The organism is Brachyspira suanatina (assembly GCF_001049755.1).
GTDB classification, from domain to species: Bacteria; Spirochaetota; Brachyspiria; order Brachyspirales; family Brachyspiraceae; genus Brachyspira; species Brachyspira suanatina.
The window spans coordinates 374,211-396,131 of sequence record NZ_CVLB01000002.1 but is presented as its reverse complement, the minus strand read 5'-3'; the positions used below and the strand labels follow the sequence as shown (position 1 = coordinate 396,131).

The following is a 21,921-nucleotide window of genomic DNA, read 5'->3' as shown; positions in this document are numbered from 1 at the left end:
TTTATACAGTATTAATAATATAAAAAATCCCCCCTAAAACTTTTAGGAGGGATTCTCAAATTTTATTTATTAAAAATAAATAAAATAATTTTCTAAATATAATACTAAAATAATAAAATCAAACAGCCTTGCTTTTTCTTATTACTACAGTAGCCTGCTCCTTATATTTAGATATTAGGCTTTTAAGGTCTTTTTTTACCTTATCTTCTGTTTGTGTCATTATTTAATTCCTCCTTGAATAATGATTTTTTAGAAGCTGCCGTCTCTCCAAACTTTAAAGTCTGGATAGTCCAATTTCTTGGATTTATCTTCATACCATTTGCATACAGCTGCTGACATATTAATAACATAAAAATTAAATTCTGTCTTCCAACCGTCATTTTTAAATTCGGCAAATGATGGTATAAATTTATTATTAATAGAATTGTATATATTATCTTGTGCTGATTTTGTAGGAATATTATTATCTTTTATTGCTATTCTTAATATTAGATGTATAGACATACATGATAAAGTAGATGTTACTCTGCTGTATTCATTGAACATCTCATCTTTTGTATAATTAGCTGCTAAAGTATCCATCCATAATTTTATTATACTCCCTAAAGCTTCCAATTGTTCTGGGGTAGCATTTTTATTCATAATGATAGCGGCATAATTTTCTGCTAATTGCTGAAATGTCATAGTGGAATTTTCATCTGAAATGGATATATCTGCTACATCTTCTATTTGCATAGACTTTATCATAGATGCTGCATTATCCTGACTATAGGCATTAATGGATATAACACTAAATAAAACTAATAACAAATAAATTTTCTTCATAAAATATATTCCAGTATAATTTCGTTTTATTTATTATCGTCATCAATTAATTTGTCAATACATTTATTTTTTATTATTATCAATAAAATATAATTGTTGCATAATATAAAAAAAATAATATTATTAATGTATGAAACATGATTTAAAATCCGATTTAGACAAATTGGAAAATAGGGGAATGGCATTAGAAGATGATATCAATACAATGAAAGATAAGTCTTCAGAAGATCTTATACATTGTTTGAATGATGATAATGCTGTAATAAGAACATCGGCTTCTATCAATTTGAAGTATTATATATGTGAAGATAATGTACAAAATGAGTTATTAATGCAATTATCTATAGAAAAAAGTTTATATACTAAAATAGCAATATGTGAAACTCTTCAATGTGGAAATATTGACACTGCAGAAAAAATGACTGAATATCTTGGCATAATAGGAAATAATCAATATAAAAAATTGCCTAAAAAAATATCATCAAAAAAATCATATCCTTTGCCAAGAGATATAATAGCAAGAACTTTATCTAAAATGGATATAAGTATTATACCTGCCTTAATAAAAATACTAAAAAGTAATAATTTAATAAAAATTTATGAAGCTATAGATGCTTTTGGATATATATGTTTTTATAATAAAACTTTACAAAACGAAAAAAATCTTGAATATATAATAAAATTAATGAATAAATATAAAGATGATAAACTTCTTATATGGAAATGCCTCACTTGTTTATCATCATTTAATCTTGAAAAATCTAAAAACATATTAAATATATTCATAGATAATGAGGAAAATATTTTATCATTGGAAGCTAAAAGGTCTTTGTCTATACTAAACAAAAAAACTAAATAGAAAATTATCCAACATATAAACACTTGATAGATTAATAATTTCAATGTATTATCTTATATTAAAAATCTGCTATTATAAAAAATAATTAGTATATAAAAATAATTAATAAATTTTTTAAGGAAAATATATGACATATCCTGAATTTTTTACTCCTTATGTATTTCCGCCTAGCATACCAATATTAGGTGCTATAAGATGGTACGGACTTATGTATATAGTTGGTATTCTAACTTCATGCATAATTCTATATTTTGTTAAAAAAAGAGGCTGGATAAAATTCAATCTTGATGAAAAAAACGGCGGTATATATGACATGGTATTCTATGCCGCAGTTGGGGCTATAGTTGGGGCTAGAATTGGTTATTTTCTTTTCTATTCGCCAAAAAGTTTTTTAACACCTTGGGAAATAATAGGTATTAATCTTGATAATGGATTTACTTTTACTGGTTTTGCTGGAATGTCATTTCATGGTGGATTTATAGGAATGTTTATGGCATTATTTATATTCAGCAAAAAGTACAAATATGATTTTTATAATATCACAGATAACGGCACACTTCCTGCTAGTTTATGTTTATTCTTTGGGAGAATTGGAAATTTTATGAATGCTGAACTTTACGGAAGAGTTACAGATTCTTTTTTAGGAATGAAATTTCCATTATATGATGCAGTAGGCGGTTATGATAGATGGGCTTCAATGTTTCCAGCAATAAGACCATATACAGAATTAAGACACCCTTCACAATTATATGAAGCATTTCTTGAAGGTATTGTTCTTGCTTTGGTATCTTTTTTAATAGGTTATTTAAGCGAAAAGAATAAAAATATAAGACCAGGTACAAGGCTTTGGGTTTGGATTTTCCTTTACGGACTTTTCAGAACTTTAATAGAACAGTTTGCAAGGGACATTACAGAATGGACTGTAGGCCCAATCACAGCAGGTGCTATTTATTCTATGCCTATGATGTTAATCGGTATTGTTATGCTTGTTTATATTTACACAAGAAAAGATTATAATCCTGCACTTGAAGTAAATACAAAAGAAGCAAAAAAGAATAAAAAGAAATAAATTGATTAACAATCAACTTAATAATAAAGCCTAGTGTGGTAAAAGATATTAGGCTTTTATTTTTTTATAATATTATCATTTTAGAGTTTGTCAAAAAATACAATTTTAAATTTAGGTTATTTGTGGGGACTAGCCCCACCGCTCTGCGTACTTCGTAACCCCACAGTTCTTTTATACCAATAAAAGAACTGGTGTATGGGGCAAAGCCCCAGATATAAAAACAAAAATATAAATTTATTTTTGACAAAATATAGTTGTTTAGGTATATATTATGAATATCTCCTAGATGATAGTGTGAATATACATGCTGTTTCTACTTCTTTGCCTAATTCTATATCATTTATTCTTTTTTCTACTAATTCAATATTTCTTTCTTTTTCGTCTTTAGTATCTTGACTCTTATTTGTATATATTTCTAATACTCTTTTATATGTTTCTAAAGCTTCATTTTTATTTTCTAACTTTATATATAACTCTGCAATAGAACTCAAATAAAATATGTCTGATAAATCATTTTTGTCAGTTATTAGGCTTTTATATATTTTTATAAGCTCTTCATAAATCGGAATACTTTTATCTGGTTTTGAAACTTGTTGATATAATAATGCCAAATATGATAAATCTTTCATATAACAATCTTTATATTTTTCAATCGTATCTAATGCATTTTCATTTTTTAAATCTTCTATTTTTTTAATACATAATTCTATTGATTTATTGTATGTTTTTAATGCATTTTCTTTATCATCAAATTTTAAATGTAAATCCCCTAAATGTTTTAGAAATTGATAATAATCTTTATCTTCATCTATATTTTTTTCATAGCACTCTATTATAAAATTATATGTTTCTGCTGATTTTTCTTTATCATCAAATTTTAAATATAAATCCCTTAAATATTTTAGAAATTGATAGTAATCTTTATCTTCATCTGTATTTTTTTCATAGCACTCTATCATAGAATTATATGTTTCTATTGCTTTTTGCCTATCTCCTAGTTTTGCATAAGCATCAATTATTTTTTTATAATAAATACTAATATTGTCAAAAGAAATTAAATTCCTATTTTTTATAGTTTCTATTACTTTTTGCTTATCTCCTAATTTCATATAACTATTCATTAATTCTTCATGCAATTTATCTGTTCCATCTATACCATAACTTTCAATAATTTCTATCTGTTTCTTATAAAATTTAATAGCTTCATCATATTTTTCTAACTTTTCATAGGCATAAGCAATCTCTTTAAAATAGTATATAGTATCACAAATTTCTATAGCCTCATTATAATAATTAATAACTTCCTCATAATTTTTTGCCTCTTCATAAATATGAGCAATATCAATATAATAATTTAATTTATTATCCGGATATATTTCTATAAGCATTTTATATATATCTATTGCCTTATCATAATTTTTACATTCTCTATATGTTTCAGCAATATTTTTATAATTTTCAATAGATATTTGATTATATAATTCTATAGCTTTATAATATTCTCCATATCTTTTATATAAGTATGCTAACATTTCACGGTATGCAGCTTCTTTATATAAGTCTGATAATTCATTAACAAATGTATATTTTGAATAATAACAATATTTTATTATATCAGTGTATGCATGAACTATATCATTATAAGTTTCGCTTTTAAAATTTTTATCATCATCTGGTATAATCATAAATGGTGCTGATATATCTTTTTCTATACTATCTTTCAAGGCGTACAAAGCATCATCATTTTTACCGAGTCTTTTATATAAATCATACAATGACTTTATTGTATAAAATTTTTTGTAAAAATAATCATCTAACTCACTTCTTACATTTATATCTAATGCCTTTTTATAACTTTTCAAAGCTTCATCATACTGTCCGTTTTTTTCATAGCTTAAGCCTAAATAATGCAGTATTTGAGATAGAAAATATTCTTCAGATGAAATATTTATAGATTTTGTAAAATTTTCTATAGCCTCTTTGCTGTTTCCTAAATATAAATTTATTTGTCCTAATCTATAATAATAATCTTTTTTATGGTTATGAATTGTTTCCGTATAATTTATTTCAGCTGCTTTTTTATAATAGTATAGAGCTTTATTATAATCTTTTTTTATATTAAAATGTACATCTCCTAATGAATACCAATACTCAGAATCTTCATTATTTAATTCAATTGCATTTTCTAATAATTGAATAATTTTTTCATAATCATTGTAATAGCAATACCTATAATATGATGATGCTAAATAATATAAAACTTTATCTTTTTTATAATTAAGATTTAAAAGTTTTTCTAATGTTGTTATTACTTTTTTATATTCATCATTAATATATGAATCCTCATACTGCACCAGAGCTAATAAAAATAATAATTCTTTATTATTAGGATCATTTTTTAAATGCTTCTTTAATATTTCTTGAGCTTCTTCATAGTAAAGCACATCGTCATCTTCAAGTTCTTCATTATTTATTTTTTTATTTATTAATTCTTTTATTTCTTCTATTGTGTAATTTTTTTTATTATCAGACATTTTATTCTCCTATTTTTTCTAAAAAATTAATTAGCTAATAAAGCCTAGTATGATAAATAAAAACATATTAGGCTTTTATTATTTAAATACTATTTATCTTTTCTCCTATTGTTTATACTTCCTATTCCATAATTCAAAAATGTCTGCTGTTTCTACCTCTTTTCCTGATTCTATATCTTTTATTTTTTCTTTTGCTTCATTATTATCTTTATCTATTTCTAAAATCCTTTTATATGTTTTTAAAGCATTATCTTTTTGATTTAATTTTATATAAAGCTCTGCAATAGATTCTAAGTAAAATGTACTCTCTTCATCATCTGTTATATTTTCTTCATATATTTTTATAAGTTTTTCATAAATATTAATACAGTTTTCTGGTTTTGAAACTTTTTGATAGAAAAATGCTAAATATGATAAACCTTCCATATAAGAACTTATTTTATTTTTATCATCATTATCTGAAATCGATATTTTTTTATTTTCAAAACTTTTTATATTTTTAAGGCATACTTCTATAGCTTTATTGTATGTTTCTAATGTACTTTCTTTATCATCAATTTTCAAATATAAATTAGCCTGTTTTTCAAAAAGCCCATAATTATTTTTATTTCTTGATATTTTTTTATTATAGTTTTTTATTAAGTCATTATATATTTCAAAGGCTTTTTCTTTATTTCCTATTTTTATATAAATATATGCTATTTCTTTTAAATATCTTTTTTTGTTTCTCTTATCTTTTTTTATAAGTTTTCTGCATTTTTTTATGGCTTTTTCATAATATAAATTTCTATTTTCTATATCATTAAGTTTATCATATAAAGAAGCAATCTTTTTTAATGTATCAAGTTTACTGCTGCCATTTGTATATATATCATATAAGAATGGTTTATAATCTATTTTTAAATATTCTTTATATGCTTCTATAGAATTATTGTATTTTTCAAGACTTTCATAACATTCTGCTAATTTTTCATGATATTCGCATGGCTCATTTAAAATTTCTATAGCTTTATTATAATAATTAACAGCTTCTTCATAGTTTTCTAATTTTTTATATATTTCAGCAATATTAATATAATAGTCCGAATTTTCACTGTCAATTTCTATAGCTTTATTGTAATAATCAATAGCCTCATTATAATTTTCTGCCTCTTCATAAGTACGGGCAATATCAATATAATAATTCAATTCATTATCAGGATACATTTTTATAATAATTTTATATGTATCTATTGCCTTTTTATAATTTTTTGCTTTTATATATGTTTCAGCTATATTTTTATAATTTTCTATAGATATTTGATTATATAATTCTATAGCTTTATCATATTCTCCATATCTTCTATAAAGATCTGCAAGCTCTTCACGGCATGCATTTGACTGACAATAATGCCAACTACCATCTATAATATCAGTGTATGCCTGAACTATATCATTATAAGTTTCGCTTCCTTTAAAATCCTTATCACCAAAAGTTATAATCATAAATGGTGCTGATATATCTTTTTCTATACTGTCTTTCAAGGCGTACAAAGCATCATCATTTTTACCGAGTTTTTTATATAAATCATACAATGATTTTAATGCCTTTAAACAATCATAAAAATAATCATCTAACTCGCTTCTTACATCTATATCTAATGCCATTTTATAACTTTTCAAAGCTTCATCATACTGTCCGTTTTTTTCATAGCTTAAGCCTAAATAATGCCAATAATCAGATGCTTTATAAAAATCATTAAAACAATCTATCGAATCTTCTATAGCTTTTTTAAAATTTTCTATAGCCTCTTGGCTTTTTCCTAAATATAAATTTATTTGTCCTAATCTATAATAATAATATTCTTTATTGTTACAAATTGTTTCTGTATAATTTATTTCAGCTGCTTTTTTATGAAACTCTATAGCTTTATCATAATCTTTTATAACAAAGAAATGTACTGTTCCAAGTAAATACCAATATTCAGAATCTTTATTATTTAATTCAATAGTATTTTCTAATAATTCAATAATTTCTTTTTGTATTTTTTTATTATTATCATAATAATATCTGTCATAATAATATGATGCTGCTAAATAGTATAATACTTTATCTTTTTTATAATTAAGATTTAAAAGTTTTTTTAATGTTATTCTTAATTTTTTATATTTATTATTAAAATATGAATCCTCATACTGCACCAGAGCTAATAAAAATAATAATTCTTTATTATTAGGATCATTTTTTAAATGATTATTTAATATTTCTTGAGCTTCTTTATAGTAAAGTACATCATCATATTCAAGTTCTTCATTATTTATTTTTTTATTTATTAATTCTTTTATTTCTTCTATTGTGTAATTTTTTTTATTATCTAGCATTTTATCCTCCTATTTTTTCTAAAAAATTAATTTATAACTTTATTATTCATCAAAATTATTTGTATTAATTCCTATGTCTTTTGCTATGTTCAATATTTCTTTTGCCAAATCATCTTTATTTAATTTTTTATAACAGCTGTAAAGTCTATGATAAATGCCTATTTTTTCATCATAAGAATATTTATTTAGAACATCAAAATATATAAATAAAGCTTCTTCATACATTTCTAATTCTTCAAATATTTCTCCAATTTCAATAGAAGTTATATAACCATCATTATAATGAAATTCATTCATGTATGTTTTTATATTTTTACTTTCAAAAAAATGTATATCTTTTTTATTATTATCTTTTTCTCTGTATATGTAATCATTAAAAACTTCTTTTATTTTTTGATATTCTACTAAATCTTTATAGCTTAATAATGTGTATAATAATTCTTCTTTACTAACTCTTTCATATTTCCAATCAGTATTATGAAAATCTTCTTTTTCTTCTTCTGTTTCACAGTACTTATACATATTTTTATAATAAAAGTTTTTTAATATTTCCGCTCTGTTTTCAAAATTACTTATTAATTTATTATATATTTTATAAGCCTTTTTATCTTTTCCCTGTTTTTTATAACTTGCAGCAAGATAATATAAAGGAACTATATAGTCTTTATCTATTTTTAATGCTTCTTTTGCTGCTTCTATTGCTCTGTCATAATCATTAGATAAAAATCTGTATTTTGATAAATAAGCCCAGTTTATTTCTTCATCAGGATCAATATCAGCCATTTTTTCTCTCATATATGCTGCTTTGGAATATTTTTTAATAGACTCATAAATTTTAGCTAATCTTTCCATATAAGCTAGCATATAAAAATGTTTATCATTATCTTTCGCCAATTTCAGTATTTTTATTGCTTTTTTACTGTATCCTAGAAATAAATATATATCAGCTAATTCATATCCGTAATCGTAATAATCCCTGTATATATTTTTTCTGCAAATTTTTGCTGCTTCTTTGAATTGATTTGTTGAGTATAGATATATATTTAAAAGTGATTTTTCATCATATAATAATTTATATAACTCTACAGCATTATCATAACTATGTACTGTTTCATAAATATATGCTAATTGTTCAGTTAAAGATTTTGAATAACAGTTTTGATAAAAATTTTCAAGCAGATTAATAGCTTCATCATATTTATTTATCGAACATAGAATATTTGATATTTCTATTGTAATTGTTTCATCGCTGCTTTTTAATTCAATAGCTTTTTGTATAGTTTTATAGGCATTATCTTTATCATCTAATTCAATATAAGTTCTTGCTAAATTAGCAAATACTCTTATATCTTTATCATTAATTTCAAGAGCCTTCAAATATGCTTTTTCAGCTTCTTTAAAATTACCATACATATCCAAGTAATTACCTAATATTTTCCAAGCATTATAATTATTTTTTTCTATCTCCAAATATTTCTCTAAATATATTTTTGATTTTTTATAGTTTTCAATCTGCATATATGATGTGTATAGTGTTTTTAATGCTTCTTTATTTTCTGATTCATTTGATAATATTTCTTTTGCTTCTTTAATTTTTTCTTTTATAGTTTTATACATAATCATTAGCCCTATTAATTAACTCTTTATTTATATTATAAAGTAATGCTATGACAAAAAATGTCGCAAAAACTGATTATTTTTATATATACCTAAACAACTATATTTTGTTAAAAATTATTTTATTATTTTTATTATTTGTGGGGACTAGCCCCCACACCCCCAGTTCTTTTATTGGTATAAAAGAACCAAAAGAACTGCATTTTTTACCTAAAATACAAGTATTATTTTATAGTCAATACATATTCCAAACAACGAAGATAAATCTTTTGCATTTTTTGAAACTTTGACGAAGTACGCAGAGCGTATGCGGCGGGAAAAAGTTGAATAAAAAAATTGACAAAATTTAAAATTTTATTTAACACATGGTAAGCTACATTTTATATATAATTTAAATGTTATTATCATCAATTTATATTATAAATATAATTCAAAATAAAAAATTAAAATAATATGTGCTTTTGCAACTTTTGCCACGGGAAAAGTTGATATAAAAATAAATATTAATTTCTATTTTTTATTATATTAGAATTTCCTCAACGCACGGTAAACAAAATCTTTTATATAATTATCATGCCATTACTAATTAATTCATATTCATAAACTTCATTCTGCGTGCGGTGAGTATACAATAAATTTAAATACAACTTGGGTGGGCAGCTAAAATAACTATTGAAAGTTTAAAAGAAAAGTAATACAAAAATATCAGAAAAAATTAAAAAGCCTAGAGGGTGGGCAAATGTAATTAAGTTTTAAAACTTTATTCATATACCACGCCCTTTATTCTTAATTACTTTATTTTTATATTTTAACTTTTATTTACTTTATTACCATAATCAGAATTTCCAGCACCCGCCCAAGTGTTAATTAAATTTAAAATTTATTTAACGCACGGTTAATCAATTTCTCTTTATTGATAAAAAAATATGAATGTTAATCTATTAATATTTATTACTATGATCTGCGTGCGAATAATTTTATACTTTACTTAATATTTGAAAAAATATAAAATGTAATAAATAAATTTTAGGAATTATTTATGAAAAGTATACAAGATATAATAAATACAAAAGATATAAATAAAAGAAGAGAGATATTAAAAGAGAAATATTTTAAAGATTCAATATACTGCGTAACAGCAGAAGATTTCTCTAACGGCAGAAATAATATTGAAGTTGTAAAATCAATGCTTGAATCCGGAATTAAAATCATTCAGTACAGAGAAAAAGACAACCCTAATAAATATATGCGTGAAAAGTATGAAGAATGCTTAAAGATTAGAGAGCTTACGAAAGAGTATGATGCTTTGTTTATAATAGATGATTATGCTGATTTGGCAATTGCAGTTGAAGCTGACGGAGTTCATATAGGACAAAAAGATATGCCTATCGAAGTAGTAAGAAAAATTGTAGGATACGATAAAATAGTTGGTCTTTCTACCACTAATGAAAAACAGGCAGAAAAAGCCATTCATACAAGTGCTGATTATATTGGAATAGGACCTATATTTTCAACTAATACTAAACCTGATGCTAATGAAGCTACTGGTATTGATTATCTTGATTATGTAGTTAAAAATTTAGATATTCCTTTCGTTTGTATAGGCGGAATAAAATTAAATAATATGGATTTGCTTATAGAACATAAAGCTATGAGTTTATGCATGCTTACAGAGATAGTATCTTCTGAGGATATAAAAGCTAAATGCGAACTTCTAATCAAAAAAATGAAAAGATTATAAAGGCTTGTATTTATACTGTCATTATAATATTTGCTTTTATTTTTATTATAAAAACTTCTAATCTTAAAGAAAGCAAAGATTTAATCATTGACTCAAAATCAATAATAAGCATGATAGAAAATAATAAAGCAAGCATTATATATGATTATATAAAAAACAGAGATAAAGTTTATGTATTGTATGCTGGAAATGATGATAAAAAATATATAAAAACTCATTTTCCAAGCATAAAATTTATATGCAAGTTCAAACTAATTTTTTATACTTTATTTTTCAAAGACAAAATTATGTTTTATGCTAGCGATGATAAGCTGATTGATAAACTTAGATTTTTTAAAATTCATTATAGCCATGTAGTTTTAGATATTAACTATATAAACAGCGATGAATATTTAACTCTAAAAGATTCTTACAATACAAAACTTTTTCTATCATTTACAAATAAAGATTTTTATAATATAGATTCCAACTACAATAAAGAGCTGTCAAAATATTTAAAAGCCCTCGATAAAAATTCTATAAGAGTGGTAGACGGCGATACTATAAAATACAAAGATAATTATTACAGATTTATAGGACTTGATGCACCTGAATTAAAACAGAACTATGGAACCAATGTTAAAGACTATGTTGAAAACAAAATTAATAATGCTTCAAATGTTAGCATGCTCGTAGGCTCTTATGATGCTTTTGGGCGTATACTATGTCATTTATTTATAGATGATACTCCATTAGCATATTCTATGATGAAAGACAAGCAAGCCAAAGAAACCATAATGAAATACGGAGATAACGGATTTGTAAATATAGCAAGCAATATAGTTTATTTATCGAAATTTCAAGGTAGACGCCCATTCACAGATCCAGCCAAATTCAGAAGCGAGAACAGATAATATTTTTAATTATTACTTTTCTGTATAAAACACAACTCAGAATAAAATCTGGGTTGTGTTTCTATTTAGTTTATGCTGTTAAATTAAATTTTTTCAAATCTTCATCAACATTAGTTATTCCAGATATTCCAAATTTTGAAACTAATATATTAACTACATTAGGCGATAAGAAGCCAGGTACTGTAGGTCCAAGATGTATATTTTTAACTCCTAAATATAAAAGAGCAAGTAAAACTATTACAGCTTTCTGTTCATACCAAGCTATATTATAAACTATAGGTAAATCATTAATATCTTCTAAACCAAATAAATCTTTAAGTCCCAAAGCAATAACTGCTAATGAATAAGAATCATTGCACTGACCTGCATCTAATACTCTAGGTATACCGTTAATATCCCCTAAATCCAATTTATTATATCTGTATTTAGCACATCCTGCTGTTAATATTATAGTATCTTTAGGAAGTTTTTTAGCAAACTCAGTATAATATTCTCTTTCTTTATGTCTTCCATCACAACCGCCCATTACAATGAATCTTTTTATAGCTCCAGATTTAACGGCTTCAGCTATTTTATCTTTAAGAGATAATACCTGATTATGTGCAAATCCTCCCACTATAAAACCGCTTTCTATTTCTTTAGGGGCTTTACATTTTTTTGCATGCTCTATTATAGGAGTAAAGTCTTTATCATTTTCTTTATCAGTATGACTTTCTATATGTTTCAATCCTTCATAACCAGCAGCACCTGTTGTATATACTCTATCTTTATAACTTTCTAAAGGCGGTACTATACAGTTTGTAGTCATAAGTATCGGACCATTAAAGTTTTCAAAATCTTTTCTTTGATCCCACCAAGCTCCGCCATAATTTCCTACAAAATGTTTATATTTTTTTAATTCCGGATAATAGTGAGCAGGAAGCATTTCTGAATGAGTATATACATCTACTCCTGTACCCTCTGTCTGCTTTAATAATATTTCTATGTCCTTTAAATCATGTCCTGAAACTAATATACCAGGATTTGTACCAACACCTATATTTACCTTTGTAATTTCTGGATTGCCGTAAGTAGATGTATTAGCTTTATCAAGTAAAGCCATTCCATCAACTCCATTTTTTCCTGTTTCAAGCACCAATGACAAAAGCTCATCAGCATTTATATCATTTCTTAATGTTTCATTTAAAGCTCTTTGTATGAATGCATCTACATTTTCATTCTCATAATCAAGCATATTGGCATGCCTTATATAAGCACTTAATCCCTTAACTCCATATACAACTGTTTCTTTTAAACTTCTTATATCTTCATTTTTTTCTTCTAGTATTCCCACAGTTTTTGATTTAGCATATATATCTTCTTTACTTTTAGGTGTCCATAAAGATTCTTCAAGTATTAATGATTTATCCTTTACCTGATTTGCTAATTCATTACAAAGTTTTGAAGTATATTCTATTCTTTTATAAAAAACTTCTTTATCAAAGTTGGCATTTGTTATTGTGGTAAATAAATTGAATGTTATATCATGATTAATTTTTTTATCTACTTTTCCACCTTCTTTTCTTATAGCAGTTGTTATATTAGAAAGTCCTTTAGTTACATGTACAAGTAAATCTTCTAAATATGCTAAATCTGGCTTTTTACCGCATACTCCTGATATAACACAGCCTGTATTATTCATTGTTTCCTGACATTGATAACAAAACATTTTATTATCCATATAATAATTACTCCTCTATTTGTTTATTATTGTTTTTATTTTTTATCATTTGTTTTTTTATTTATTTTAAAATCTTTATCTAACAGATAATGATCTTTTATAGTATGGCTTTCCATATAATTTTTGAATTTTCTATTTATATCATTAACTAAATCACCCATTATACAGCTTGAACAATATTTGTCACATTTAGAATGAAACAAACAGCTTCTTTCCCAATTCTTGCCTTCTATAGTTTCATATATTTCAAGAAATGAAGTATTTTCTTTTCCTTCAGCTATTCTAAATCCTCCGGCCGGACCTTTTGAAGAAGTAATATATCCAGCCTTTACAAGCATTTGAAGTACTTTTGATAAATGATTTGAAGATACATCAAATCTATCTGCTATATCCTTTAGAGATGCAAAATCTTTTATAGATATATATACAACAGAATGTAATGCTATAGCTGAAGCTTCTGATATTTGAATCATTCTAGTCCCCTTATTTAGTATATTGGTACTATAATACCAAATTAATTTTTTGTCAATACTATATAATTTTTTATTATAAAAGAATTTCTAATCAGGTTTAAAATTTTAATCACATACCAAGCATTTATACTTATTAAATTATTTTTAAGCAAATTAGAATCAAAAGATTGTAAAGTGTAATGATAGTATCTAAGAAAAATAAAATTAATTACTATTGACAATAATTTTATATTGATATATAATCTATAGTTAATTATTAAATAAATATATTAGGAAATATTGTAAATGAAGACAATCATCGTTATGAACAAAATGTTTTGCCTCATGCAAATGTGTATGTTTAATAATGATGGCTGTAAATAATAATTTATTTTTTATTTTGTACTTTAAAGCCGTCAAAGTTATTTGGCGGCTTTTTTTATTTTAATCTATTAATATAAAGGAGTATTAAAGATGTCAAGAGAATTGAAATTTGAAACATTAGCTGCACATGCAGGACAGGATTATAATGATACATTCGGAAGCAGAGGAGTGCCGGTATACAAAACTACTTCATATTTATTTAGAGATTCAAAACATGCTGCTGACTTATTTGATTTGAAAGAACTCGGTTATATTTATACAAGACTAGGAGATCCTACAGCAGATGTATTAGAAAAAAGAATTACAGCTATGGAAGGCGGTAAGGCATCTATTGCAGTATCTTCAGGAACAAATGCTATTTTTTATACTATAATCACTATATGTGAGGCTGGAGATGAAATAGTTTCTGCATTCAATGTGTATGGAGGAACATATTCACAATTTGGAGCAATACTTCCTAAACTAGGAATTAACACAAAATTTGTAGATGCTAAAGATCCAGAGAATTTTGCTAAAGCTATAACTGATAAAACTAAATTAATATTTATAGAAACAATTTCAAATCCTTCATTAGATTTTACAGATATTGAAGCAGTTGCTAAAATAGCACATAATGCCGGAATACCATTAGTTATAGATGGAACTTTTACAACTCCTTATCTTTTGCAAACTATTAAACATGGTGCCGATATTGTAATAAACTCGCTTACAAAATGGATAGGCGGACATGGAAGTGCTGTAGGAGGAATAATCACTGACGGCGGTAACTTTAATTGGCAAAGCGATAAATTCCCTCTATTTTCAAAACCGGATGCAAATTATCATGGATTAAGATGGGCTTATGATTTGCCTGATGAACTTAAAAATATAGCATTTGCTTTGAGAGTAAGAACTGTACCTCTTAGAAATTTGGGGGCTTGTCTTTCTCCTGATAACTCTTGGATATTCATTCAGGGAACAGAGTCTTTGGCAGTGAGAATGGACAGACATTGCTCTAATGCTTTAAAAGTTGCTGAGTTTTTAGAAAAAGATGATAGAGTTGAATGGGTAAGATATCCTGGACTTAAAAATGATCCGTCTTATGCTACAGCAAGCAAATATTTAAAAGATAAATTCGGAGGTATGGTTGTATTCGGTATAAAAGGCGGATATGAAGCTGCAGTTAAATTTATAGACAATATAAAATTATTCTCTCATTTGGTGAATGTAGGAGATGTTAAGAGTTTAGTTGCACATCCTGCTTCCACTACTCATTCACAATTATCTGAAGATGAATTGAAAAAGGGAGGAATAAGCAAAAACTTTATAAGACTTTCAATAGGTATAGAACATATTGATGATATACTTTATTATTTAGATGAGGCTTTAACTATAGCAAATAAATAATAAATAATTTAAATATAAAAAACAGGGGTAATTACTCCTGTTTTAATAAGAGGATTATTTTATGAAGAATATTATAAAAAATAAAAAAGAAAAAGAAAACAATGAACAAGGAAAAACAGAAGTTAAATATTTTAATTATGAGAAGCCTTTCAAATTTGAAAACGGAGCTTCAATAAATGAATTAACTATAGCATATACTGTAAACGGACATTTAAATGTAAATAAGGATAATGCTATTTTAGTATGCCATGCTTTTACAGGAGATGCTGATGTTCTTGCTTGGTGGGATAATTTTGTTGGTAAGAAAAAGGCTATAGATACAGATAAATATTTTGTAATATGTTCAAATGTATTAGGAGGCTGCAGCGGAACAACAGGGCCTTCTTCCAAAAAACCAAATAGCCATTCATATTATGGTACAGACTTCCCAACTTTCACAATTAAAGATATAGTAAAAGTTCAAAAAATATTAATTGATAGCTTAGGAATAAATAAACTTTATTGCGTGGCCGGCGGTTCTATGGGAGGAATGCAGGTATTACAATGGACTGCAACTTATCCTCAAATGATGGAAAAAGCAATAGTAATAGCTAGTTCTATGAGCCATTCTCCTATGCAGATAGCTTTGAATGAAATATCAAGACAGGCGATAACAGAAGATACTGAATGGTACGGCGGAAAGTATTATGGTATGTCATCTCCTGACAGAGGTCTTGCGTTAGCTAGAATGCTTGGACATATAACATACATGAGTGAAGAGTATATGAGAAAGAAATTCGGAAGAAAGAGAAAAACAGCTGTTAAATATTTTACACCTTCTTTTGAAGTAGAAAATTATCTTCATTATAATGGAGAAAAATTTACAGCAAGATTCGATGCTAATAGTTTTTTATATCTTACTAAAGCTATGGATTTTTTTGACGTTAAAGATGAAATAAAAAAAATAAAACATAAAAAGAATATTAATTTAGAAAAAGTTCTAGTAATATCTTTTATATCAGATTGGCTTTATCCAAGTACACAGTCTGCAGAGATAGTTGCTGCTTATCAGCATTCTAATATAGATACAACATTTCAGGAAATAGAATCTAATTACGGACATGATGCCTTTTTGCTGAAAAATAGCGAACAAACTAAATATATAAAAAATTTTTTAAATAATTAATATTTTAATATTATATAAAAAAATAAAGGCTTGCTTATAATAGCAAGCCTTTATTTTTAATTATTATTAATAATGAATTATTGTCCCATAGTACCTAAATACTGCATTATCTGAAGTCTTCTGCTTTCAACATCTTTATCTAAATTAGCTATAACATCATTACTTGCAGCTAAAGGAGACATTATTCTTCTGAAGTCATTATAAATATTTAATGCCTCTACAATTTTATTTTGCTCTATGTATATATGTCCTATAGCATATAAAGCAAATGCACCGTCTTGAGTAAGATCATTAGTATATTTTGAATATGTACTTATAGCTTGATCATACATTTTATTGTTTAGATAAATATTAGCTAAATCAAACTCTAGTCCTCTTCTTTCATCTCTAGTCAAATCAGGCATTTTTAAAGTATCGTTCAATATGCTTATAGAACTTGCTGTGTCGCCTAAATTAGCATAAAGTATTGATATATCTTTATTAACACCTATTATATGATCTTTGCTTATAGCTCTCTTCTTAGCTTCCAATTTAGCCCATAAAGTTTCTTCTATATCTTGTCTGTTTTGATATATATAATTAGCATAAGAAGAATAGCTTTCAAAAGTATCTTCTTTCATAGCCTGAGCTTTAAGATTATCAGCCTGCTGTCTTGTAGTTTTAAGCTGCGCATCTATTCTAGCCATAAATTGTTTTATTTGCTGATAAGTTTGATTCTGTTCTCTTGCAGCATCTCCCATATCTTTTCCTCTATGGAAAGTTTTTTCTGCTCTTTCAAGAGTTTCTTTAGCTTTATTTAAATATTCTGCCTCTTTATCATAAGGAGTATCTTTTGAACGTGCTAAATATTCATAAGAAGCAGTCAAATTGAAATATGCAGGATAAATAAGTTTTTCTAACTTTATAAGCTCTTCAAACATCATAGCAGCTCTTTCATAATTGCCGTCCATAATAGCCTGATTTCCTACTGCAAAATATACATTAGACATATCAAAGCCTATAGTAAGCATTCTGTCTTCTTCTTGTTTCTTTAAATCCTGAAACTCTGCTATTTTTTGATTAGCCTCTGCTCTTGTTATACCATTTTTAGCAACATCGCCATTACCCATAAAGCCGAGTAATTTCTGATAAGTTTTTATTCTTCTATTATATAAATCTATTCTAGCTAAAGAATAAGAACTAACGAATATCTCTCTTGTTAGGAAGTCATAATGTGATATTTCTTCAGCAGTTCCCTGCATAGTATAGCTGTTCCAATAATCTTCTTCTGTTTTGAATTGAGGGAAAGGAAGTTCATACATTTTCACGAAAGTTATCTCTTCATTTCCGTCATATATATTTTTTCTTGCAACCGAAATTAAACCCTCATCTAATAATGCATTTAAGTCAGCTGCTAATTTGTCATTCTCATAATCTCTTTTTAAATGCTCTTTAGCAATATCTTTATAATCATTAACAGTAAGAACTTTAAAGAACTCTAATTCATCAACTAAAGCATATTTAATAGGCTGAACTTTGAATACCAAACCATAAGCCTTGAAATAATAATCTCCAAGTCTGTAAAGTCCGTCTCTTCTCCAAGCCATATAATAAGGTCTGCCTGATTCTATAAAGTCTTTATCAACAGCATCACTAATATCTCCAAGCCATCTGCCGTCTGTTTTCATAAGGTTACCGTATATTCTTTCAAATACATTACCTTTTTGGTCATATATTTTCAAATCCGGTCTTCTTCTTTCTACCATAGTATAATATACAAGTCCGAATACTTGGTTATCTCCTCCCTCTGTGGCAAATATAGCATTGTCCGGAAGTGAGTTCATCATATTGTATGAATAGTCATGGTTACTGTAATCTTTTGAGTTATTGTTACGGCTTAAATTCATAACGAATATAGGTATCATTATCAAAAGTATTGCAGCAAGTGATATAGCATGATAAGGCTTTAATACTGTATCTGCTGTTTCTTCTGATGCCGGCTTTAATACATTTTTTATATTAGTATTGAAATATTCCATATACCATTGAATACCAAATCCTATTATTACAAGCATATATAAAGTTGCTGGCAAAAAGAAAACTTCAACGAATGATAAAGTTCTTACACTTGGAGGCGGATTAGTATATGCCATTAAAGACACGGCAAAACTCAAAAGACCAAATACTGAGAATATACCTATAAACTTATTTTTCTTGAATATTTGGAATAATCCGGGTATTAAGAATAACAAACCTAATACTGTTAATTGAGTTTTAAATATATTTATTAAAGCAGATATCTGTTCTGGGTGAAGTATGAAGGCTGCAGCAATATCATTTCCTGAAGCTCCATACTGTTTTCTATGTATCATACTAAATAAATAACTTAAATTCTCCCAGCCTGAAGGTTCATTTAATTGTCCCCAGTTTAGAGGAGGCAATGCTCTGGCTCTTATAGGCATGTATGCATATATCATAACGCCTACTGCAAGCATTAAAAGCATTTTATAATATGATATTGATATTCCTGTGATAAAGTCATTATCATTATTGAATTTATCTATCTTGCATAAGAAATATCTATATACTAAGCACCAAACAACTACTAAAAATAAAGGCCAAAATACTAAGAACATACCTTTATATAAAGTAGGATAGAATGGCGACTTTAAATTCTGTATCATATCAGGTCTTAAATAAGAACCGTTAGCAAGTGCTGTAAATATATCGCTCATTATATTCATATCAGCGAAAGGCTTGAATATTATAGAGAATATTGAATCATTTGAAGCTACTCCAGGAGGGAAATATAAATAAGCCTCATAATTCATAATAAATCTATAGTATCCGAAACCGCCTATAAATAACAACACCAAAAATACAAATATTGATATAAATGAAGTTTCTATATGATTGATATATCTGTCTTTATGTACCAAAAATAAAACAACGGCTATAAACAAAAGAGGAGCAAAAGCGAAAGGCAAAGTTACATGGTGATTTGCAAGTGCCACACCATAAAGAAAGCCGAAAGCCATTAAAAATTTATTTCCATAATAAGGTACTTCATCATTAGCATGCTTCCAAACGCTTTCAAACCAGTAAACAAGTATTAAAAGCATAGAAGCTATTTGAAGTATATTCAAGCTGTAAACCTCGGCCATTGTAGCCTGTGCCCACATATTATCAGATATAGTAAAAGCAATGCTCGCAAAAAGTGCAGGTATCTGTACTATAGGAGAGAATCCTCTTTCAACTCTGTTTTGTCCTAATACTTTTACCATAATAAGATAGAAGAAAATCATTGCTATTGCAGCACAAGTACCTGAGAATAAATTTGTTCTCCAAGCAATATTTCCAAAAGGTATATAAGTAAATAATTTGGACATCAAAGTATAGAAAGGATATCCCGGAGCATGCCCTACTCCCAAGAAATAAGCAGCGGTTGTAAGCTCTCCGTTATCACCTGCTGAAAGTGAAGGAGTTAATGTAAATAAATACAAAAAGAATGTGAAAAGAAAAGCAACAGCAGCAAATATAGCATCTATTTTAGAAAGATGATAAGGCTTTATTTCATATCTCTTATAAATAGGTTCCTGATTTTCTTTCTTAGAGAATAATTTAGAAAGTATATTTCCGCCGTTTTCTTTATTTACTTTTTCTTTTTTAGTTTTTGTATTATTTTTTTGACTATTTTGCAGATTATTAATATATTCTTCTATTAACTCTCTGTCTTTTTCTAATTTTTTTGTAAGTTCATCAATGCTTTTATTTTTATAATTAGCTTTGATGTACTCTTTTTCCAGATGCGAAAGTTTTGCCATTTAGTTATTTACCTCTTATTGAATATTAGTTTTCATTAAGTGAAATTGCAGGGCTTTGCCCACCACGCTGTGTGCTTACGCAGCACCCAACTTCTTTTGCGACCAAAGGAAGTGGCTGTGCTATTGGCCAAAGAAGCTATATCCTAAATAGGCTCGGATACGCTTCGCGAAAGACTGCAATTTATCAATTTTATGATAAATAATTTATAATAATGTCTATTCACTATTTTTATTTACCAAAATAAAAAATATGTTAATATGAGAAATCATTATATAATAAAATCGCTTATTATTCAAGGATGTAAAATATATATTTTTATCTCAATTATCTTTTAGTATTGAAATAATACTTGTTTTAAATTATAGTAAAACTATATTTGTTAGTCATATTCAGGAAATAAAATGAAATTCTTAAAAAGAAATAGATTAACTATTATACTAATATTCATTATAATTTCTTACATATTTTATAATGACTTTATAAAAAATAATAACAATAAAGAAATTAACATTTATAATTTAAATTATATAGTAGAAGATAACTATATAATAGAAGATAATTATAATACAGACTCTGATATTAAGTATCAAAACATAAGAAGATACAGAAGTGATGTTGATCTTGACCTTGAAGAAGACAGAGTGTTTATTATGTTCATAGGCTCTCTTATTATAGGTCTTTTACTTAGTTTTATATTATTATTAAAAAATAGCTTACCTAAAAAAGAATTAATTGCTGCCAAAATAATACTCATTGTATCTGTTATAATTACAGGGCTAATTATTTTTATAAATTATGAGAATATAAAAAACATATTGGAGTATTTATCTTTACCTATAGGCTTTATAATAGGCTTTGTATTGGGAAGATTATTATTTAAATAAAAATAATATATTTGTTTAAATTTTATTCTAATTCCCCGCCCTTTAATAATTGTTAATCTCTTTTTCTATCAAACTTTATTTATAATAAAAATTAATATATTCTTTTTGGCCCCCGCCCAAGCTTTATTTAAAATTTACTAACCGCACGGTGAATAAAATTTTATAGTTAATAAGATTTGAATTATAATTAAATTTATGTTTTTAGCTTTGTTCTGCGTGCGTTAAAT

14 protein-coding genes are annotated in these 21,921 nt (G+C 26.3%); 7 read left to right on the top strand and 7 right to left on the bottom strand.

Annotated features, from left to right (window positions below; all coding sequences use genetic code 11):
• Positions 1-249: 249 nt before the first annotated feature.
• A complete protein-coding gene (locus BRSU_RS11320; protein WP_048595493.1) occupies positions 250-825 on the bottom strand; it encodes a hypothetical protein in 576 nt (191 codons plus the stop codon).
• Positions 826-955: 130 nt separating this feature from the next.
• Here BRSU_RS11320 and BRSU_RS11315 point away from each other — a divergent pair, with 130 nt between their 5' ends.
• Together BRSU_RS11315 and lgt are read left to right on the top strand one after the other, a co-directional pair.
• Positions 956-1,684 carry a hypothetical protein gene (locus BRSU_RS11315; protein WP_048595491.1) on the top strand — a complete coding sequence of 243 codons (729 nt, stop codon included), beginning with the start codon at positions 956-958 and terminating at the stop codon, positions 1,682-1,684.
• Positions 1,685-1,811: 127 nt separating this feature from the next.
• Entirely contained in the window at positions 1,812-2,753 is a 942-nt protein-coding gene (gene lgt / locus BRSU_RS11310) for a prolipoprotein diacylglyceryl transferase (protein WP_048595490.1), read from the top strand.
• Positions 2,754-3,022: 269 nt separating this feature from the next.
• Here the strand turns inward: lgt and BRSU_RS11305 are convergent, their stop codons facing one another.
• From BRSU_RS11305 to BRSU_RS11295, 3 genes are all read right to left on the bottom strand, one after another.
• Positions 3,023-5,287, bottom strand: a complete 2,265-nt coding sequence (locus BRSU_RS11305) for a tetratricopeptide repeat protein (RefSeq protein WP_048595488.1) — start codon at positions 5,285-5,287, stop codon at positions 3,023-3,025.
• A 105-nt stretch (positions 5,288-5,392) separates the two neighbouring features.
• Positions 5,393-7,648 carry a tetratricopeptide repeat protein gene (locus BRSU_RS11300; RefSeq protein WP_048595486.1) on the bottom strand — a complete coding sequence of 752 codons (2,256 nt, stop codon included), beginning with the start codon at positions 7,646-7,648 and terminating at the stop codon, positions 5,393-5,395.
• Between the two features lie 42 nt (positions 7,649-7,690).
• Positions 7,691-9,265, bottom strand: a complete 1,575-nt coding sequence (locus BRSU_RS11295; protein WP_048595484.1) for a tetratricopeptide repeat protein — start codon at positions 9,263-9,265, stop codon at positions 7,691-7,693.
• Positions 9,266-10,304: 1,039 nt separating this feature from the next.
• Between BRSU_RS11295 and thiE the strand changes: the two genes are divergently transcribed.
• On the top strand, positions 10,305-11,006 hold the full coding sequence (gene thiE, locus BRSU_RS11290; protein ID WP_048595482.1) for a thiamine phosphate synthase: 702 nt from the start codon (positions 10,305-10,307) through the stop codon (positions 11,004-11,006).
• Positions 10,970-11,899: a thermonuclease family protein gene (locus tag BRSU_RS11285; protein WP_048595480.1), complete on the top strand. Its 930-nt coding sequence runs from the start codon at positions 10,970-10,972 to the stop codon at positions 11,897-11,899. The genes thiE and BRSU_RS11285 overlap by 37 nt, the downstream gene beginning before the upstream one ends.
• A 70-nt stretch (positions 11,900-11,969) precedes the next feature.
• Here the strand turns inward: BRSU_RS11285 and hcp are convergent, their stop codons facing one another.
• Entirely contained in the window at positions 11,970-13,619 is a 1,650-nt protein-coding gene (gene hcp / locus BRSU_RS11280; RefSeq protein WP_048595478.1) for a hydroxylamine reductase, read from the bottom strand.
• A 35-nt stretch (positions 13,620-13,654) separates the two neighbouring features.
• Complete coding sequence (locus tag BRSU_RS11275; protein ID WP_048595476.1) at positions 13,655-14,092, bottom strand: RrF2 family transcriptional regulator; 438 nt, start codon at positions 14,090-14,092, stop codon at positions 13,655-13,657.
• Positions 14,093-14,545: 453 nt separating this feature from the next.
• Between BRSU_RS11275 and BRSU_RS11270 the strand changes: the two genes are divergently transcribed.
• Complete coding sequence (locus tag BRSU_RS11270; RefSeq protein WP_048595474.1) at positions 14,546-15,841, top strand: O-acetylhomoserine aminocarboxypropyltransferase/cysteine synthase family protein; 1,296 nt, start codon at positions 14,546-14,548, stop codon at positions 15,839-15,841.
• 61 nt (positions 15,842-15,902) lie between these two features.
• On the top strand, positions 15,903-17,006 hold the full coding sequence (gene metX / locus BRSU_RS11265) for a homoserine O-acetyltransferase MetX (RefSeq protein ID WP_048595472.1): 1,104 nt from the start codon (positions 15,903-15,905) through the stop codon (positions 17,004-17,006).
• A gap of 77 nt (positions 17,007-17,083) precedes the next feature.
• On the opposite strand, the gene BRSU_RS11260 is transcribed toward metX, so the two are convergent.
• The gene (locus BRSU_RS11260) at positions 17,084-20,809 is read right to left on the bottom strand and encodes a DUF2723 domain-containing protein (RefSeq protein ID WP_048595470.1); all 3,726 of its coding nucleotides are present in this window, start codon (positions 20,807-20,809) and stop codon (positions 17,084-17,086) included.
• A gap of 402 nt (positions 20,810-21,211) precedes the next feature.
• Between BRSU_RS11260 and BRSU_RS11255 the strand changes: the two genes are divergently transcribed.
• Positions 21,212-21,694, top strand: coding sequence for a hypothetical protein (locus BRSU_RS11255; RefSeq protein ID WP_048595469.1), 483 nt, complete (start codon positions 21,212-21,214; stop codon positions 21,692-21,694).
• The last annotated feature ends 227 nt before the right edge of the window (positions 21,695-21,921 follow it).